This window comes from Micromonospora chalcea (genome assembly GCF_028768405.1).
Classification (GTDB): domain Bacteria; phylum Actinomycetota; class Actinomycetes; order Mycobacteriales; family Micromonosporaceae; genus Micromonospora; species Micromonospora chalcea.
The window spans coordinates 377,277-394,998 of record NZ_CP118233.1; the positions used below are offsets into that span (position 1 = coordinate 377,277).

At 74.7% G+C, this 17,722-nt stretch carries 16 protein-coding genes; 6 read left to right on the forward strand and 10 right to left on the reverse strand.

The window, feature by feature from the left end; translation table 11 throughout:
- On the reverse strand, positions 1-534 hold the full coding sequence (locus PVK74_RS01710; RefSeq protein WP_274478007.1) for a GNAT family N-acetyltransferase: 534 nt from the start codon (positions 532-534) through the stop codon (positions 1-3).
- A gap of 23 nt (positions 535-557) precedes the next feature.
- The gene (locus tag PVK74_RS01715) at positions 558-1,877 is read right to left on the reverse strand and encodes an MFS transporter (RefSeq protein WP_274478008.1); all 1,320 of its coding nucleotides are present in this window, start codon (positions 1,875-1,877) and stop codon (positions 558-560) included.
- A 334-nt stretch (positions 1,878-2,211) separates the two neighbouring features.
- Here PVK74_RS01715 and PVK74_RS01720 point away from each other — a divergent pair, with 334 nt between their 5' ends.
- Positions 2,212-2,724 carry a DinB family protein gene (locus tag PVK74_RS01720; RefSeq protein WP_166456374.1) on the forward strand — a complete coding sequence of 171 codons (513 nt, stop codon included), beginning with the start codon at positions 2,212-2,214 and terminating at the stop codon, positions 2,722-2,724.
- Between the two features lie 12 nt (positions 2,725-2,736).
- On the opposite strand, the gene PVK74_RS01725 is transcribed toward PVK74_RS01720, so the two are convergent.
- Positions 2,737-3,057, reverse strand: coding sequence for a DMT family transporter (locus PVK74_RS01725; protein WP_043325054.1), 321 nt, complete (start codon positions 3,055-3,057; stop codon positions 2,737-2,739).
- 44 nt (positions 3,058-3,101) lie between these two features.
- A complete protein-coding gene (locus PVK74_RS01730; RefSeq protein ID WP_274478009.1) occupies positions 3,102-5,708 on the reverse strand; it encodes a glycoside hydrolase family 9 protein in 2,607 nt (868 codons plus the stop codon).
- Positions 5,709-5,923: 215 nt separating this feature from the next.
- Here PVK74_RS01730 and PVK74_RS01735 point away from each other — a divergent pair, with 215 nt between their 5' ends.
- Complete coding sequence (locus PVK74_RS01735; protein WP_043325052.1) at positions 5,924-6,649, forward strand: PP2C family protein-serine/threonine phosphatase; 726 nt, start codon at positions 5,924-5,926, stop codon at positions 6,647-6,649.
- Positions 6,650-6,652: 3 nt separating this feature from the next.
- On the opposite strand, the gene hrpB is transcribed toward PVK74_RS01735, so the two are convergent.
- Positions 6,653-9,157: an ATP-dependent helicase HrpB gene (gene hrpB, locus PVK74_RS01740; protein WP_274478010.1), complete on the reverse strand. Its 2,505-nt coding sequence runs from the start codon at positions 9,155-9,157 to the stop codon at positions 6,653-6,655.
- Between the two features lie 139 nt (positions 9,158-9,296).
- Entirely contained in the window at positions 9,297-10,118 is an 822-nt protein-coding gene (locus tag PVK74_RS01745; RefSeq protein ID WP_043325049.1) for a SigB/SigF/SigG family RNA polymerase sigma factor, read from the reverse strand.
- Positions 10,119-10,406: 288 nt separating this feature from the next.
- On the opposite strand from PVK74_RS01745, the gene PVK74_RS01750 reads away from it, so the two are divergent.
- Positions 10,407-11,144, forward strand: a complete 738-nt coding sequence (locus tag PVK74_RS01750; RefSeq protein ID WP_274478011.1) for a hypothetical protein — start codon at positions 10,407-10,409, stop codon at positions 11,142-11,144.
- Here the strand turns inward: PVK74_RS01750 and PVK74_RS01755 are convergent.
- Positions 11,093-12,682, reverse strand: a complete 1,590-nt coding sequence (locus tag PVK74_RS01755; protein ID WP_274478012.1) for a phospholipase D family protein — start codon at positions 12,680-12,682, stop codon at positions 11,093-11,095. The two genes, PVK74_RS01750 and PVK74_RS01755, sit on opposite strands and share 52 nt — an antisense overlap.
- A gap of 139 nt (positions 12,683-12,821) precedes the next feature.
- Here PVK74_RS01755 and PVK74_RS01760 point away from each other — a divergent pair, with 139 nt between their 5' ends.
- Positions 12,822-12,950 (forward strand): hypothetical protein, encoded by a 129-nt coding sequence (locus tag PVK74_RS01760; RefSeq protein ID WP_255292629.1) that lies wholly within the window; start codon positions 12,822-12,824, stop codon positions 12,948-12,950.
- A 44-nt stretch (positions 12,951-12,994) separates the two neighbouring features.
- Here PVK74_RS01760 and PVK74_RS01765 read toward each other — a convergent pair whose 3' ends face one another.
- Both PVK74_RS01765 and PVK74_RS01770 read right to left on the reverse strand, forming a co-directional pair.
- Positions 12,995-13,981, reverse strand: a complete 987-nt coding sequence (locus PVK74_RS01765) for a pirin family protein (protein ID WP_069089910.1) — start codon at positions 13,979-13,981, stop codon at positions 12,995-12,997.
- A gap of 11 nt (positions 13,982-13,992) precedes the next feature.
- The gene (locus tag PVK74_RS01770; protein ID WP_043325045.1) at positions 13,993-14,475 is read right to left on the reverse strand and encodes a MarR family winged helix-turn-helix transcriptional regulator; all 483 of its coding nucleotides are present in this window, start codon (positions 14,473-14,475) and stop codon (positions 13,993-13,995) included.
- 114 nt (positions 14,476-14,589) lie between these two features.
- Here PVK74_RS01770 and PVK74_RS01775 point away from each other — a divergent pair, with 114 nt between their 5' ends.
- Positions 14,590-15,177: a DUF1684 domain-containing protein gene (locus PVK74_RS01775; RefSeq protein WP_274478014.1), complete on the forward strand. Its 588-nt coding sequence runs from the start codon at positions 14,590-14,592 to the stop codon at positions 15,175-15,177.
- A gap of 39 nt (positions 15,178-15,216) precedes the next feature.
- On the opposite strand, the gene PVK74_RS01780 is transcribed toward PVK74_RS01775, so the two are convergent.
- On the reverse strand, positions 15,217-15,804 hold the full coding sequence (locus tag PVK74_RS01780; protein WP_113973176.1) for a general stress protein: 588 nt from the start codon (positions 15,802-15,804) through the stop codon (positions 15,217-15,219).
- A 112-nt stretch (positions 15,805-15,916) separates the two neighbouring features.
- Between PVK74_RS01780 and PVK74_RS01785 the strand changes: the two genes are divergently transcribed.
- Positions 15,917-17,707 carry a glycoside hydrolase family 15 protein gene (locus PVK74_RS01785; protein WP_274478016.1) on the forward strand — a complete coding sequence of 597 codons (1,791 nt, stop codon included), beginning with the start codon at positions 15,917-15,919 and terminating at the stop codon, positions 17,705-17,707.
- Positions 17,708-17,722 lie beyond the last annotated feature (15 nt).

A 17,722-nucleotide genomic window follows, 5' to 3' on the forward strand; every position in this document is an offset into this window, starting at 1 on the left:
TCAGCCGACCCGGCGCTCCAGCACCTGCCCGGTCCACGTCGGGCGGCCCGGCCGCTCCACGGTGAACGGCTCGGTGGCGGTGAACCCGCAGCTCTCGTAGAACCGCACGAGCGCCCGGTCGGGGCTGCGGAAGCAGTCCACCCGCAGCAGGCCGACGCCGCGTTCGCGGGCCAGCTCCGCCGCGTACGCCAGCAGCGCCGCACCGACCCCGCGCCCCGCGTACGCCCGGTCGGTGACCAGCAGGTTCACGTACAGCTCGGGTTCGGTGGCCGGCGGCACGTAGTTCGTGGCCGCGCCCACCACCAGCGCGCCCGCGACCGTCGCGTCGATCTCGGCCAGGTACAGGCCGTCCCCGGCCGCCCACTCCTCGGCCTGGGCGATGCGGCGCGGGTCGATCGACGCCGGCTCGGCGCCCCACTGGTCGGTACGCCCCAGTTCGGCCAGCCAGGCGGTGGCGCTGTCGAGCAGCCGCAGCAGCGTCGGGGCGTCGCCGGGTCCACCGGGGCGGATCGTGATGCTCTGCTGGTCGGTCATCCCGTCATGCTGCTACACGCCGTTCACCCCGGCACACCGGCGGGCCGGGTTTCCGGTGCCCGCCGGTTCGCGATCGCCCGGCGGGTCAGCGCCGGGGCGGCCAGCCCGGCGGCGGCGAAGACCACGCCGAGCACCAGCCAGCCGACCGGACCGCCGCCGAGCACCAGCAGCGTGAGCAGACCCCGCCCGAGCGCCTGGGCCAACCCGGCGAGCAGGCCATCCGCGCCCTGGTAGGCCCCGATCGCCCCGGGCGGGGCCAGGTCGTAGGCGAGGCCCGCGCCGGCCGCGCCGTGCCACAGGTCGCCCACCGTCCACACCGCCGTCGCGACGAGCAGCAGGACGACCGCCGGGAGCACCGGCATGGCGGCTGTCGCCGCGTACAGCGGTGTGGCCGCCGCGAGCACGAGCCCGGCCCGGCGCAGCTTCCGCGCGGCCGGCGCGGCCCGCTCGGCGCCCCGGCTCAGCCGGACCGCGAGCAGCACGGTGAGCACCGTGTTTGCCAGCAGCACCGCCGACACCACGGGTGGCGGCGCGCCGGCCCGGTCCACGGTCCACAGCGGTACGACGAGCACGAGCACCGTCACGTGCGTGCTCAGCACCGCCGACGCGCCGCTGACCGCGAGGAATCGTCCGTCCCGCAGCGGTCCGCCGCGCCGCCGCGCGCCCGGTCCGCGTCGGGTGCCACCGCCGGTCGTCATCGCTCCGGGCGTCGTCTCCGCGTCGGGTGCCGGTCTCGCCGCCGTGGCCCGGCGCGCGTCGGTGGCCGGCTGCGGCGGCAGGCGCAGCAGCAGTGCCGCCGAGAGCAGGTAGGTGGCCGCGTTGCCGACCACGAGCACCTGGTAGGCCCGGTGCGTGTCCACCGCGAGCGCGATCCCGGCCAGCGCGGTACCGACGGTGATGCCCAGGTTCGCCACCGCGCGCAGCGTGGCGAAGGCGTGCACCCGGCCGTCCGGGCCGCCCACCGCCGCCACGAGCGCCGCCCGTACCGCCAGGTTGCCGGTCGCGAGCAGCGCCTCCGGCACCGCCACCGCCAGGAACGCCGGGAACGAGCCGACCAGCAGGTACGCGAGCGCGGCGACCGCCTGGCCCACCTGGAGGACGGCCCGGAGCGTACGCGGATCCGACCTGTCGGCCAGCGCGCCAAGCGGCACGCTCGCGCTGAGCCCGACCAGCCCGGCGACGGTGAGCCCGGCGCCAACCGAGGTGGCGGAGAGGCCCACGTCCCGGGTCAGGTAGAGCGCCCCGCCCCCCAGCCACAGGCCCGCGCCGACCGTGTTGACCAGCGTGGCGTACGCGAGGGTGCGCAGCGGCCCGGGCGGCGGGAGCGGCGAGACGCGCCCCATCAGCGGGGTCCGGCGAGGGCCATGTGATCGACGCTAGGGCCGTTCCCCCGCCCCCGGAGCCCCGCCAGGGGCGACGCCCGTCACACCGCGAGGCGGCGCTGGGCCTCGACCCGGGCCGGGCGCGTCACGGCGGCCGGCGGCCCTCCGGAAAGGTGAGGCCTCGAGCGATATGACTCTCAGGCATATTTATGCCTCACAGTCATATCGTTTTTTGGATGTTCCTTGTTCTCGCCACGACACGCCGGGCCGCCACGTCGCGAGGGGCGTCGTCGCGAGGCGGGCCGGGAGCGGTTAACCGGTCGACCGCGGGCGCAGGCCGTGCCACGATCGCGCGATGCCTGCCTCCGTGACCGGCCTGCTGCGCTGGCAGTTCGACCTGACCTGGGCGCTCGCCGAGTACCACCTCGACCGGCTGGAGCCGGCGGATTTCCTCTGGGAGCCGGCCGCGCTGTGCTGGACCATGCGCCCCGGCCGGGGCGGCGGGTGGCGTCCCGACTGGGCCGACACCGAGCCGGACCCGGTCCCGGCACCCACGATCGGGTGGCTGACCTGGCACATCGGCTGGTGGTGGTCGGTCGCGACCGACCACGTGCGGCAGCGCCCGGCGCGGGAACGCGACGACATCCGCTGGCCCGGGCCGGGCGCGGAGACGGTCGCCTGGCTGCGGGAGCTGCGGACGGAGTGGGCGGGCGCGCTGGCCGAGGCCGACCTGGACCGGCCGTCCGCGTACCCCTGGCCCGCCGACGCCGGTCTCACCGTGACGCACCTGGCCGCGTGGGTGAACGCCGAGCTGATGAAGAACGTGGCCGAGATCGGGCAGCTCCGGCTGCTGCGCGCGGCGGCCTGAGCCGGGTGGCGCTCAGTGCGCGCCGCCGAGGTTGAGCACCACCACCCCGGCGATGACCAGCCCCGCCCCGATCACCTTCGCCACGCTCAGCGGCTCGCCCAGGAACGCCGCGCCGATCGCCATGATGGCGGCGGTGCCGAGGCCGGACCAGACGGCGTACGCGACGCCGACCGGGATGTCCTTCACCGCCAGCGAGAGCAGCCCGAACGCGGACAGGTACGCCACCGCCAGGCCCAGTGTGGGCCAGAGCCGGGTGAAACCGTCTGTGGCCTTGAGCAGGCTGGTGCCGATCACCTCGGCGGTGATCGCGCCGAGCAGGAAGAGGTACGCCATCGCAGGACCGTACCCGGTCCTGCGATGGCGTCCGGTCAGCTCGGTCAGGAGACCGTGCAGGCCTTCCCGTTCAGGGTGACCAGCCCCGGATCCGGGTTCGGGAACCGGGACGCGGTGCCGTTGAAGCCGAACGTGGTGGACGCGCCCGGCACCAGCTTCGCGTTCCAGGACAGGTTCTTCGCGGTGACCGTGGCGCCGCTCTGGCCGAGCTGCGCCGACCAGGCGTGGTCCACCTTCTGGTCGCCGAGGAACGCCCACCGCAGGCTCCACCCGTTCACCGCCGTCGTGCCGGTGTTGCGCACCGTCACCTGGGTGGTGAAGCCGGACGGCCAGCTCCCGTGCGTGGTGTAGGTGACCGCGCAGGACGGCGCCGGCACCGCGCCGGCGTCACCCTGGTCGGCCAGGAACGACGCGAGCCACGCCAGCGCCGAGTTCCAGTTGATCGCCACCTCGTTCGTCGCGTACGAGTTGATGTCGTCGACGTAGCAGAACATCGGCGCGCATCCGGCGAGCAGGTTCGCCGCGAACGGGTCCTGCAGCGCGGCGTTCGGGCCACCGGCGAGCGAGCCGGCCGGCGGGCGCGGCAGGTCCGGGTTCAGCTGGTGGCCGAAGATCCGGCTGTGCTGGTTGCGGGCGTGCTGCTCGCCCCACCCGGTCACGTACGACATGTTCAGCGCGTTGCGGCCGAACAGGTAGTCGGCGGCCTGCACCGCGCCGTCCCGGTACTTCGCGTCCCGGCTCAGGTCGAACGCGGTGGCCAGCACGATCGCGTTGTTCACCAGGTTGCTGTTGCTGCCCCAGACGTACGCGTCGGCGCTGCCCGGGAACGGCAGCCCGTACGCCTGGCCGGCGATCGTGGCCAGGTAGCTGTCGGCGGCGGCGGTGATCGACTCGCGGATCCGGGTCTTCTCCGCGGCGGGCAGCGTGTTCGGCACGGTGGCCAGGTCCAGGCGGCCCAGCGCGGCCACGCTCTGCCAGCCGAACGCGCCGTTGGGGGCGAACACGTCGGCGGTGTGCAGCGGCGAGCCGGTGACGTCGGCCAGGTACGCCTTGTCGCCGGTGGTCAGCCACAGCTCGGCCGCGGCCCAGTAGAACTCGTCGCTGACGTTGGAGTCGTCGTACGCGCCGCCGCCGGTGCCGTCGCTGGCCGAGGCGTAGATCGCCGGGTGCGCCTTGGCCGCGGCGTACGCGGTCTTCGCGGCGGTGCCGCAGCGCGCGGCGAAGGCGGCGTCGTACGGGGCGTACAGCCGCTGGCACTGCGCGGCGACGGCGGCCAGGTTCAGCGTGGCGGCGGTGGACGGCGCGTGCAGCTCACGCGGCTCCGGGTCGTCCTGGGGCTGCAGCGGCAGGCCGGTCCAGTTCCGGTCGTGGATCTTGTGGTGGACCATCCCGGCCAGCGGCTTGCCGGCCGGCACCTGCATGCGCAGCAGGAACTCCAGCTCCCAGCGGGCCTCGTCGAGCACGTCCGGCACGTCGTTGCCGCGTTCGGGCAGCCGCAGCGTGGAGTCGCCCAGGGCGGCGCCGCCGTCGGCGGTCTCGGCGGTCTTGGTCCGCTCGAAGGTGCTCAGGAGCTGGTAGGTGGCGATGCCGCCGTTGACCACGTACTTGCCGTGGTCGCCCGCGTCGTACCAGCCGCCGCGCACGTCCAGCGAGTAGTCGCAGACGCCGGCCTGGCACGGCACGTCGGTGTCGCCCTGGTTCGGCGCGACGCCGAGGTGGCCGGCCGGGCGGGCGTACTCCTCGCCGATCAGGTCGCCGTCGATCTCGATGCCGCTGCGCTGGGCGTAGAAGAACTGCAGCGAGTCGGCGCGCAGCCGGTCGTAGAGCGCGCCGGAGATGTCGAACGGGTGGCTGGTCTCGCCGTCCACGGTCAGCGTGTAGCCGGTGCCCGGCTTGCGGTACGCGGAGAAGTCGACGGTCTGCACGTTCTGCGCGGAGGCGGCGTCGGTGCCGCGCGGCGTGGTCCGGCCGCTGGCGACCACCGCGCCGCTGCCCGACTTCAGCTGCCAGGGCAGCGCGTCGGTGGCCTCGGTGACCACAGTTGCGTGCTTCGGCCCGCCGGGCAGGTAGCCGACCTGGTTGACCCGGACCCGGGGCCCGGTGTCCGGCTCGTACGGCGGCGCCGGCTCCCCGCCGCGCAGCGACACGTTGTCCAGGCAGAACGTCTGCGCCTCGGCGCTGCCGCCGACCTGGAAGATCAGCTGGGCGGTGGGGTTCTCGGCCGGGGAGGTGAACGTGGTGGTGACGCGCTTCGAGGTGCCGGTGGCGGTCGCGTCGACGCTCGCGTACGTGGTGTAGGGGGCGCTGCCGAGCTGCAGCACCGCCTTGACGGCCGCGCCCGGGGTGGCGGAGACGTCGAAGGACAGCTCGTACTCGGCGCCCTGCATCAGCGGCACCGCGTCCTGGCCGATGCCGGCGTCCCACGGGTTGGCGGTGCCGGCCGCGACGGTGGTGCAGAGCCGGCCGTCGACGACAGCGAGGTCGCCGGTGCCGTAGGAGAACCAGGGGGAGACACCGGCGCTGAAGTCGCCGTTGCGGAGTTGTTCGGGGGCGTCCGGCGGCACCTCGGCAAGGGCCGGGCCGGCGGTGAGGCCGGTGAGCGCCAGCGTGGTGGCCGCGAGCGCGGCGAGCCGACGTCGGGATCGGGTCACGGAGGTTCCTTCCGTGCTCGGGGGTGGTGGGGGGAGACCGGGAACTGGGAGCGCTCCCAATATCAGGCCGATGTTTCCACCGCGTTCCGTCGCTGTCAATCGATCCGGCCCGATGCTCGGCCGAGCGCCCGCTCGCGGAGGGGTCCGGCGCGCCACGTACGATGTCGGTGATCTCCTACAGACAACCGAGCCCTCGACCTGGCAGGCTGCGACCCATGACCCTGAAGCTTCGTTCCGTCGGAGCGAGCGACCGTGGGCTGATCCGCAGCGGCAACCAGGACGCCCAGCACGCGGGCCCCTGGCTGGTCGCGGTGGCCGACGGCATGGGCGGCATGGCGGCCGGCGACCTGGCCAGCCGTATCGCGATCGACGCGATCGCCCCGCTGGACGTGGAGACGCCGGAGGACGCGCTCGTCGCCGCGCTCCAGGGCGCGATCGAGCTGGCCACCGCGCGGATCCGCCAGGCGGTGGAGGAGGACCCGGAACGTCAGGGCATGGGGACCACGCTCACCGCGCTGCTGTTCGCCCGTACCGGCAGCTGCCTGGCGCTGGCGCACGTCGGCGACTCCCGCGCCTACCTGTTCCGCGAGGGCGTGCTCAAGCAGGTCACCCGCGACGACACGTTCGTGCAGATGCTCGTCGACCAGGGCGTGATCACCGCCGAGCAGGCCAGCAGCCACCCCCGGCGGGCCGTGGTCACCCAGGCGTTGCAGGGCGACCAGGTCTCCCCGTCGTACGCGACGATGGTGCCCCGCGCGGGCGACCGCTGGCTGCTGTGCAGCGACGGCCTCTCCAACGTCGTCCGCGCGGACACGCTCACCGAGGTCCTCAACGAGCAGATGGAGCGGGACGCCTGCGCGGCCCGGCTGATCGACCTGGCGCTGCGGGCCGGCGGCCCGGACAACATCACAGTCGTGATCGCCGACGTCGTCGAGGAGTAGCCCTCACCGGCGGCGCGGAGCGGCCCGGCGGGTCGGCTCGGCGGTGGTCGGGTCCTCCGGCCACGGGTGACGCGGGTAGCGGCCCCGCAGCTCCGCCCGCACCTGCGGATAGCCGGTGCGCCAGAACGACGCCAGGTCGGCGGTGACCGCCACCGGCCGCCCGGCGGGGGAGAGCAGGTGCAGCAGTACCGGCACCCGCCCGTCGGCGATGCGCGGCACGTCCCGCCAGCCGAACGTCTCCTGGAGCTTCACCGCCAGCACCGGCGCGCCCGGATCGGCGTAGTCGACACGTACCCGCGACCCGCTGGGCACCGCGAGCCGTTCCGGGGCCAGCTCGTCCAGCCGGGCGGCCTGCCGCCAGTCCAGCAGCCGGCGCAGCGCCGCCACCACGTCCACCCGGCTCAGGTCGGCCCGGCGGCGGGCGCGGATCAGCTCCGGCCCGAGCCAGTCGGGGGCGCGGTCGAGTAGCGCCGCGTCGGAGACGTCCGGCCAGTCCCCGCCGAGCGCCTGGCGGCAGAACGCCATCCGGCGGCGCAGCCCGGTCGCCTCCGGCGTCCAGCGCAGCAGTCCCGGCCCCTCCTGCCGCAGCCCGTCCAGCAGCGCCGCCGCGACCAGCTCCGGTTCCGGCGCGGTCAGGTGCCGCTCGCGCAGCTCGATCGCGCCGAGCCGGTCCACCTCCCGGGCCACCACGTCGCCGCCGGTCCAGGCCACCTCCCGTCCGGAACGCAGCAGCGCCGCCCCGGCCTCCCGGGCGGTCGCCTCGTCGATCGGCGCGGCCAGCCGTACCCGCGCGGCCGGCGCGCCGGGGGAGCGGTCGGCCACCGCGACGGCCAGCCACGCCGCTCCGGCCAGCCCCGACCCGGGCGTCAGCTCCGCGGCGGTCCCGCCGGCCATCAGGTACGCGGACCCGCCCGGCCGCCGCGTCCGGGCCAGCCGTTCCGGGTACGCGAGTCCGGCGATCAGCCCCGCGGCCAGATCGTCGGGCAGGCGCTCCCGTTCGGCGTCGTCGGCGGGCAGAGCGGCGCGCAGGCGGCGTACCTCGGTGCGCCAGCGCGCGGTGGCGGCCGGGTCGACGCCGTCGCGCAGCCGCCGCCAGCGGGCGGGCAGGTCGTCCCCCGTCCCGCCCAGCGTGTTCTCGCCGAGGATCGCCACCACCTCGGCGGCCCGGTCCGCGCCGACCCGGGGCGCGCCGTCCAGCAGGGCCCGCGCCAGCCGGGGATGCGTGCCTGCCGCCGCGACCGCCCGGCCGCGCGCGGTGATCCGGCCGTCGTCGTCCACCGCGCCGAGCGTGCCCAGGGTCTCCCGCGCCACGGCCAGCGCGGCCGGTGGCGGCGGATCGGGCAGCGCCAGGCCGGCGCCGTCCGGGGTGCCCCAGGCCGCCAGCTCCAGCGCGAACCCGGTCAGGTCGGCGGTGGCGATCTCCGGCTCGGGCTGCGGGGCGAGCCGCTCGTGTGCCGCCTCGGACCAGCAGCGGTAGACCGCGCCCGGCGCCTCCCGCCCGGCCCGGCCCGCCCGCTGCGTCGCCGCCGCCCGGGACACCGGCACCGTCACCAGCGAACCCAGCCCTCGGGCCAGGTCGGTACGGGGCACCCGGCTCAGGCCGGCGTCCACCACGACCCGGACGCCCGGCACGGTCAGGCTGCTCTCCGCCACCGCCGTCGCGAGAACCACGCGCCGCCCGGCGGCGGGGGTGAGCGCCGCGTCCTGGGCCGGGCCGGGCAGCCGTCCGTGCAACGGCAGCACCGTGACGTCGCGCAGGTCGGCCAGGCGGCGCGCGACGGCGCCGATCTCACCCGCGCCGGGCAGGAAGACCAGCACGTCGCCCTCGCGTTCGCGCAACGCCCGGCGGACCGTGGCGGCCACGTGGTCCAGCAGCGCGGGATCGACCCGGCCACCGCCGGGTGGCGTCACCGGGCGCGGCGGCGGCGCCCACACCCGCTCGACCGGGTGCAGGGCGGCCTCGGCGCGTACCACGGGGGCGGGGTCGCCAGCGCCGAGCAGCGCGGCGAAGCGGTCCGCCTGCGGGGTGGCCGACATCGCCAGCAGCCAGAGGTCCGGGCGCAGCGTGCCGCGCGCCTCGACGCTGAACGCCAGCGCCAGGTCCGCGTCGAGCTGCCGTTCGTGGCATTCGTCGAGCAGCACCGCGTCCACGCCGGGCAGCTCCGGGTCGTGGTGCAGACGGCGCACCAGCAGACCGGTGGTGACCACCTCGATCCGGGTACGCGGCCCGGCCCGGCGCTCGCCGCGCACCGCGTAGCCGATCCGGTCGCCGACCCGTTCGCCGAGCAGCGCGGCCATCCGGTGCGCGGCGGCGCGTGCGGCGACCCGCCGGGGCTGGGCGATCACCACCCGTCCGGCGACGGCGTCGGCGACCGCGAGTGGCGCGGTGGTGGTCTTGCCGGTGCCCGGCGGCGCCACCAGCACGGCGGCGCCCCGGTCGCGCAGCGCTTCGACGAGTGCCGGCAGCACCGGCCGGACCGGCAGGTCGAGGGCGACGTCGGCGAGCACCGACCCACTCTCGCACCCGCCCCCGGCGGGCTGTCGCACCGGCCCCGGTGGGCGGAAACGGAACGGCCCGGCCGGCGCACCGCCGACCGGGCCGGGTGGACCGCTGCGCCGGGTCCGCCGACCCGGCCGCCGCCACCTGCTAGTACGTTCCGTCGAGCTGACCGCGCAGCTTGGTCAGGGCCCGGGCCAGCAGCCGGGAGACGTGCATCTGCGAGACGCCGATCTGCTCGGCGATCTGCGACTGGGTCAGGTTGCCGTAGAAGCGCAGCGTGAGGATCTTCTGCTCGCGCTGGTCGAGCGTGGCCAGCGCCGGGCCGAGGGCGACGCGCGTCTCGGCCAGCTCGAACTCGCCGTCCTCGCCGCCGAGCAGGTCGCCCAGCTCGGTGGCCCGCTCGCCGTCGCCGGTCGGCGTGGACAGCGACACCGCGTTGTAGGCGCGGGCGCCCTCCAGGCCTTCGAGGACCTCTTCCTCGGTGAGCTTGAGGTGGGCGGCGATGTCGGCGACCGTCGGCGAGCGGCCGAGCGTCTGGAGCAGCGTGCTGTTGGCGTCGGAGATCGCCAGGCGCAGCTCCTGCAACCGGCGGGGGACGCGGATGTCCCAGGTGCGGTCGCGGAAGTGGCGCTTGAGCTCACCGATGATGGTGGGGATCGCGTAGCCGGCGAAGTCGACGCCGCGCGACGGGTCGAACTTGTCGATCGCCTTGATCAGGCCGATCGCGGCGGTCTGCGCCAGGTCGTCGTTCGGTTCGCCGCGGCCGCTGTAGCGGTGGGCCAGGTGGTTCGCCAGCGGCAGCCACGCCTCGATGGCGCGGTCGCGCAGCGCGGGCCGCGAGGGGTGGCCGGCCGGCAGCGCGGCCATGGCGGCGAGCAGGTCGGCGGCGCTGTCGGTGAGCGAGCGGGGGTCGAGCTTCGCGGAGCCGGCCGGCGTGGTCGCCGGGGCGCTGATCGTGTGGGCGGTCATGGGTGGTCCTCCCTGCACCTCGTCCGCGGAAGAAAAAAGACGTGACGCTCAGGTTTAGGTGACGGTAGTACGTTCGGGAGCCACCATAGCCCGATCGTGCTGCCGAAATCTAGCCGAAAGTACGATGTACTTAAGGTGTGGCGGGGTATGGACCTCGTTTTTCCGGGCATAGCGCGCCCCGATCGGTCAACGCGGAATCCGACAGGTGGGCGAAGTGTCGCCTTTCTGTCGTTGTCCCGCCGACGGGACCGCCCGTACCGTCCGTAGCGACACGTCAACGGAGGCACCGTGCTGGATCCCGCCGCGCCGCAACTCGTCATCAACGCCCGGACGCTGCTGTTCAGCTGGCTCCCGGCGGATCCCGGCGTGGTCGAGACCCTGCTGCCCGCCGGTCTGCGTCCGCACCCGCAGCGTCAGGTCTTCGTCAACCAGTACGTGGTCGACGACGAGACACAGACCTCCGGCTTCGGCGCGTACTCGCTCACCTACCTGGGTGTCTCACTGGCGGACATGGATCCGCCCGACGGCGGGACGCCGGGTGGCTGGTGGACCCACTACTTCTCCTCCAGCGAGCGGGTCCGGCGGTACGCCGCCGCACGGGGCGCGCCCGCCGCCGCCGGGGAGACGCGCCTGGACCTGCGGGGCGACCGGCTCACCGCCGAGACCCGGGCCGGCGACGGCACGCTGCTGATCCGGGTCACCGCCCGGGTCGGGCACACCGGCACCGAGGTCCACAACGGCCACCACCGCTACCTCACCGGCCGCGACGGCGAGCTGATCGTCACCGACTACCCGTACGTGGCCGAGCCGGTGTCACCGTTCGAGGTCGAGTCGGTGGAGTTCCCGGCGCCGGAGCATCCGGTCCACGCGCTGCGGCCGGCCAACCCGCTGCACGTGTGCTGGGGGTTCTACTCGCCCCGGGTCTCGTTCGCCTATCCGGCCCGCCCGAGCGTGCCCGACGAGGTGCGCGACCGTCACCAGGTGCCGGCCCGCCGGGCGCGCAGCGGCCTGCCGTCCGGGTCGTAGACCAGCCGGTACGCGGGCAGCGCCCAGAGCCGCGTACGCCAGGGCAGCCGCTCCGGGCGGTGCGGCCGCAACCGGCCCGGCGGCCGGGGACCGGCCCGGCCCCCGGCGTGCCAGCGGTCCAGCTCGTCGGCCGCCGCGGTGATCGCCGCCACCGCGTCCGCCGGGTCCAGCAGGTCGTCGTCCTGCGTGCCGCCGGGATCACGGTCCAGGTGCTCGCGCCACAGCCGCAGCCGCAGGTCGCGGGCGAACACCCGGGCTCCGTCGCCCATCCCGGCCGGGTCGGCCGGCGCGCGGGTGTCGCGGGTGTCGTCGAGCACCGCGCAGGACAGCTCGCTGTCGTGCGTCCAGGAGCGGCGGTTGAAGTTGTCGCTGCCCACGCTGGCCCACACGTCGTCCACCACGCAGATCTTGGCGTGCACGTAGACCGGCGTGCCGTCGCGGTTCTCCACGTCGAACACGTGCACCCGTTCCGGCGCGGCCCGGTGGCACAGCGACAGCGCCTGCTCCCGGCCGACCATGTTCGGCGGCAGCGCGAGCCGGCCGTCCACGTCCGGGTGCCGGGGCACGACCGCCACCAGGTGCAGGTCCGGATGCTCGTGCAGCGCCTGCGCGAACAGCTCCGCCACCTCGGTCGACCAGAGGTACTGGTCCTCCAGGTAGATCAGCCGCCGGGCCCGGCGTACCGCCTTGGTGTAGCCGCGGGCCACGGTGCGCTCGCCGTCCGGGGCGAACGAGTAGCGGGGCCGCACCGCCGGGTAGGTGCGCAGCACCTGCACGTGGTGCGGCCCGCAGGGCGGCGGGTCGGCGGGCTGTTCGGGCAGCGGGTCGGGGCGCAGGTCGGAGCCGCGCAGCCGGTCCCGCAGGTACGCCATCGGGTTCTCCGAGTCCAGCGGCATCGGGTCGGTCCACCGCTCCCGGAACGTGGTGTCGAGCGCGCCGACGACCGGCCCGCGCACCGCGAGCTGCACGTCGTGCCAGGGCGGCGTGGGGCCGTACCGGGGGGACATGCCGATCGGCTGCGGGTCGCCGGCGTGGCCGGCGTCGTCGCGGCGGCTGTGGCACAGGTCGATGCCGCCGGCGAACGCGATGTCCCGGCTCGGGTCGCCCGGATGGCGCAGCACCACCAGCTTCTGGTGGTGCGAGCCACCGCGCCGGACCCGCTGGTCGAGCAGCACCTCGCCGCCGGCCGCCCGGATCGCCTCGCTGAGGTCGCGGTTCTCCGCCTCGCTGTAGGACAGCGTGTCGAGGTGGGAGCGCCAGACCAGGCCCTTGACGATCACCCCGCGCTGGGCGGCCCGCGCGAACAACTGCGCCACGGTCGGGCCGTCCGGGCGCATCCGCTCGTCCGGGTCGCCGCGCCAGTCGGTGAAGAACAGATGATCGCCCGCGGTGAGCGATTCCACCTCGCTGACCAGGCGGTCGAAGTACGCGGCTCCGTGAATCAACGGCTCGGCGAGGTTTCCATCGGTCCAGACGGGTAACTCAGACCCCGGGTTGGCGCGTTCCTGTGCGGTGAGGAACCAGTCCCGCAGAGTCACGTTCCACCCCCGAGGTCGACGACGTCCTCACACGGTAGGACCCCCGGCAGGACCCCGCACGGCGAGCAGCAGGTCGCGTGGGTGCCGCGCGCCAGGGGTACGCCGGACCCCTGGATCGCGACACCGAGGAGGCACCGACATGCCCGCCGAGACGACGAACACCGTGACCGACGACCGCGACCAGGCGGTGGAGGGGGAGCGGGGTGCGCTGGTGGCGGTCCTGTTGATGGTGATCCTCGGCGTGGCCGGGATCTTCGCCGTCTCCTGAGACCGCGGCCGGGCGCCCCGGCGGACCGGGGCGCCCCTGACAGGTCAGGGCCGGTCGCCCTGGCCGTCGCTGTGCGGCACCCGCCCGGTCGGGATCACCCCGAGCCGGCCGGCCTGGAAGTCCTCGACCGCCTGGATCAGCTCGGCGCGGGTGTTCATCACGAACGGGCCGTAGTGCGCCACCGGCTCGCGGATCGGCTGGCCGCCCATCAGGTACAGCTCCAGCGCCGGGGCGTTGGAGTCCTGCGTCCGGTCGGCGGTGATCCGCAGCGCCTCGCCGGGCCCGTGCACGGCGAGCTGGCCGAGGTGGATCGGCCGCCGGTCGGTGCCGACGGTGCCGCGGCCGGCCAGCACGTACACCAGCGCGTTGAAGTCCGACCGCCACGGCAGGCTCAGCTCGGCGCCGGGCTGCAACGTGACGTGCGCGATGGTGATCGGCGTGTGCGTCGAGCCGGGACCCTGGTGCCCGGCGACCTCCCCGGCGATGACCCGGATCAGGCCGCCGCCGTCGGGCGTGGTGAGCAGCGCCGACTCCCGGCCGCGGATGTCCTGGTAGCGGGGCGCGCTCATCTTGGCGATGCTGGGCAGGTTGACCCAGAGCTGCAGGCCGTGGAACAGCCCGCCGCTCATCACCAGGTGCTCCGGCGGCGCCTCGATGTGCAGCAGGCCACTTCCGGCCGTCATCCATTGAGTGTCGCCGTCGGTGATGGTGCCGCCGCCACCGGTCGAGTCCTGGTGGTCCATGATCCCGTCGATCATGTAGGTCACCGTCTCGAAGCCGCGGTGCGGGTGCCAGGAGGTACCCTTCGGCTCGCCCGGCGCGTAGTCGACCTCGCCCATCTGGTCGAGGTGGATGAACGGGTCCAGCTCGGTCATCGGCACGCCGGCGAAGGCCCGGCGGACCGGGAAGCCCTCGCCCTCGTACCCGCTGGGGGCAGTGGTGACCCGGCGGACGGAGCGGTATTCGGTGGCCTCGCCGAGCTTCGGCAGGCGGGGCAGGACGAGGACGTCGTCGACGGTGATCGCGGGCATCGCGGGGCTCCTTACTTGTCGGCCGGGACGGACGACGCGGTGCGGTCGGCGCGCAGGCGCCGGCCGAGCCGCTCGAAGACCCGGGTGAGGCAGGCGACCTCGGCGTCGTCGAGGTCGTCGATCAGGTGGGCGCGCACGGAGCGCAGGTGGTGCGGCGCGGCCTCGCGCAGGGCGAACAGGCCGGCCGCGGTGAGCACTGCCTCGCTGCCGCGCCGGTCGGCCGGACACGCCTCCTTCGCCACCAGTCCGCGCTTGCGCATCGTGGTGATCTGGTAGGTCAGCCGGCTCGGCGAGAACACCAGCCGGTCGGCCAGCTCCCCCATGCGCAGCCGCTGGCCGGGCGCCTCGGAGAGCAGCACCAGCACGTGGTAGTCGGCGAAGCTCAGGTCGCTGTCGGCGCGCAGGTCGTCCTCGAGCCGGGTGAACAGCCGCTGGCTCGACTCGATGTACGCGCGCCAGCAGGCCATCCGCTCGGCGTCCAGGCTCTCCGTCATGGCTCCGAGAGTAGCACTATTTAAAATTTAAACAAGTGGCCCTGGCGTGCGCGGACCAGCGCGCCTTAGGGGGCTTCTTAAAACCTGAACGGGCCGCCCGGCTAGGGTCGGGGAATGGACGATCTCGACCTGCTCGACTGGCGGGAGCGGGTGGCGGCGCTCTACCTGTCCGACCTCGACCTGGCCGGCTTCCGGGCCGACCGCGACGAGCTGTTCCGCACCCACCCCAGCAGCCCGGTGCCGCCCGCCGACCGGCCCGGCTTCACCGGACTGCGCTGGTACCCGCCCGACCCGTCGGCAGTGGTCGAGGCGCCGCTGCGCGCCGCCTCCGGCGAGCTGCGCATCGACACCGGCGGCCCGGACGGCGTGGTCGCGTACCGGCGGGTGGCCGTCGCGGAGACGCCGTGGGGACCGCTCACGCTCTGGTGGATCGAGGCGTACGGGGGCGGGCTCTTCCTGCCCGTGCGTGACGCCACCTGCGGCGACGGCTCGTACGGCGGGGGCCGGTACCTCACCGACACGGTGAAGGGCACGTTCGGCCGCGGCCTGACCGTGCTGCCCGGCGACCGGGTCCGGCTGGACGCCAACTACCTCTACAACCCCAGCTGCGCCTACGACGACAGGTGGGCCTGCCCGCTGGCCCCGCCGGAGAACCGGGTGGACGTGCCGCTGCGCGCCGGCGAGCGCGCGTACCACGAATGAGGGGAGGGCCGCCCGGCCCTCCCCTCATCGCCCTGCCGGTCAGCGGGCGGTGGCGCCCGTCGGTGTCAGGTGCATCCGGCTGAGCAGCTGCTGGGCCTGCCCGGCCATCTCCGCGTCCACCGTCACCGCGTACTGGGCGGCCCGCAGCGAACTGGCCGACGTGAAGTCACGCTGACCGCCGCTCATCGCGTGCGCGACAGCGCCGAACACGGCACCCCAGATCGCGCCGATCACCAGGCCGACCAGGATCACCGCGAGCCAGTTGCCGGCGGTGAAGATGCCGAAGAGCAACCCGATGAACAAACCGAACCAGGCGCCGGTGCCGGCCCCGAGCAGGGCCGCCCGGCCCGTGGTGAGCCGTCCCATCACGGTCTCCACGAGCGTGAGGTCCGTACCGACGATCGAGGTACGTTCCACCGGGAACCGGTTGTCGGCCAGATAGTCCACCACCCGCTGGGCGGACGGATAGTCCGGGTACGAGCCGATTGTGACGGTCGCCGAACCGGTCTGCGGTCCGTGCCCGTCCCCGCTCGGCGGCGTCGGGCGACCGCCCGGGCCGGACGGGAGGTTGTCGCTGCCCGGCATGCCGGGTTGCCAGGCCGTGGTCGGAGTCGAGGGTCTGGTCATGAGCATCCTCCTTCGTCAACCCGCCGCGTTCCCCTCGCCGGGCAGCGGTAACGCACCGGCCCGGACCGATGTGGCGAGGCATGCCGACGCCCCGCGCCGGGTAGCCACACCCGTGCCGACCCGACACATCAGCGAGCACGGCTTCCTCGCCGACGGGCGCAGCGCGGCCCTGGTCGACCGCGACGGCTCGGTCGACTGGTGGTGCCCGCCCCGGTTCGACGCGCCGTCGGTGTTCGGCCGCCTGCTCGACGAGGACGCGGGACACTGGAGCATCCGCCCGGAGGGGGAGTCGACGAGCACGCGCTCCTACCTGGACGACGCGCTCGTGCTGCGTACCGTCTTCGCCACCGCGACCGGCACGGTGGCCGTCACCGACGCGCTGGCGCTGGAGCCCGGCGCGCGCGGTCACGACATCGGGATGCGCTCGCCGCGGGTGCTGGCCCGGCTGGTGGAAGGGCTCACCGGCGAGGTGGCGATACGCGTCGACTACGCGCCCCGCTTCGAGTACGGCCGCGTCGGCGCCTACCTGACCGAACGCGACGGCGTGATCCGCGCCACCGCCGGCGCCTGCCGCCTGGAGTTGCGCGCCGACGTCCCGCTCACCATCGCCGGGGGCGCCGCCACCGGGCGGTTCACCGCCCGCGCCGGCAGCACGCACCGCTTCACCCTCGGGTACGCCCCGACGTACGCCGGCGCCGAACCGGCGCTGCCCGACGCCGCCGAAGTGATCGCCGAGACGGTGGCCGGGTGGCGGTCCTGGTCGGCGCTGCACGACTACCAGGGCGAGTACCGCGACGAGGTGCGGCGCAGCGCGCTCGCGGTGCAGGGCATGACGTACGCGCCCAGCGGCGCCGTCGTCGCGGCGGCCACCACCTCGGTGCCGGAGCGGCTCGGCGGCGACCGCAACTACGACTACCGCTACGTCTGGCTGCGCGACTTCAGCCTCACCCTCCAGGCGCTCTGGCGGGCCGCCTGCCCGGACGAGGCGGACCGGCAGTTCACCTGGGTGGCGCGGGCGATGGGCCGGATCGGCGACGAGCCGGTGCCGATCATGTACGGCGTCGAGGGGGAGCGGGACCTGACCGAGCACGACCTCGACCACCTCGCCGGGTACGCCGGCAGCCGGCCGGTGCTCGTCGGCAACGACGCCTGGCGGCAGCGGCAGAACGACGTGCTGGGCGAGGTGCTGGATGCGGCCTGGCTGATGCGCTACTACCTCGACCCCATGTCACCGGAGGTGCGTGACCTGCTGCGCACGCTCGCCGACCAGGCCGAGCGCGGCTGGCACCGGCCCGACGCCGGGATGTGGGAGACGCGCGGCCCGCAGCGGCACTACGTCTCCTCCAAGGTGGAGTGCTGGACCGCGCTGGACCGGGCGGTCCGGTTCGGCTCCCGCATCGGCGAGCCGGCCGACGTGGCCCGCTGGGCCGCCGCGCGCGACGAGGTGCGGGCGGCGGTGCTCGCCCGGGGCTGGAACGAGCGGGTCGGCGCGTACACCGGTGCGTTCGGCTCCGACGACCTGGACGCCTCGGTGCTGGTCATGCCGCTGGTCGGCTTCCTGCCGGCGGGCGACCGGCGGATGCGCGCCACGATGGACCTGCTGGAGCGGCGGCTGTCCCGCGACGGGCTGCTGCGCCGCTTCGACGGCGACCCGGCCGGGTTCGTGATCTGCTCGTTCTGGCTGGCCGCCTGCCTGGCCGAGGCGGGGGAACTGGACCGGGCGAGGCGGCTGTTCGAACGCCTGGCGGCCCGCACCAACGACCTCGGCCTGTACGCCGAGCAGATCGACCCGGGCACCGGCGAGCAGATGGGCAACTTCCCGCAGGCGTACTCGCACATCGGCCTGATCACCGCCGCCGGCCGCATCACCGACGCCGCCGCCCGCGCCGCCTCTTCGCGTTGATCATGAAGTTGACGG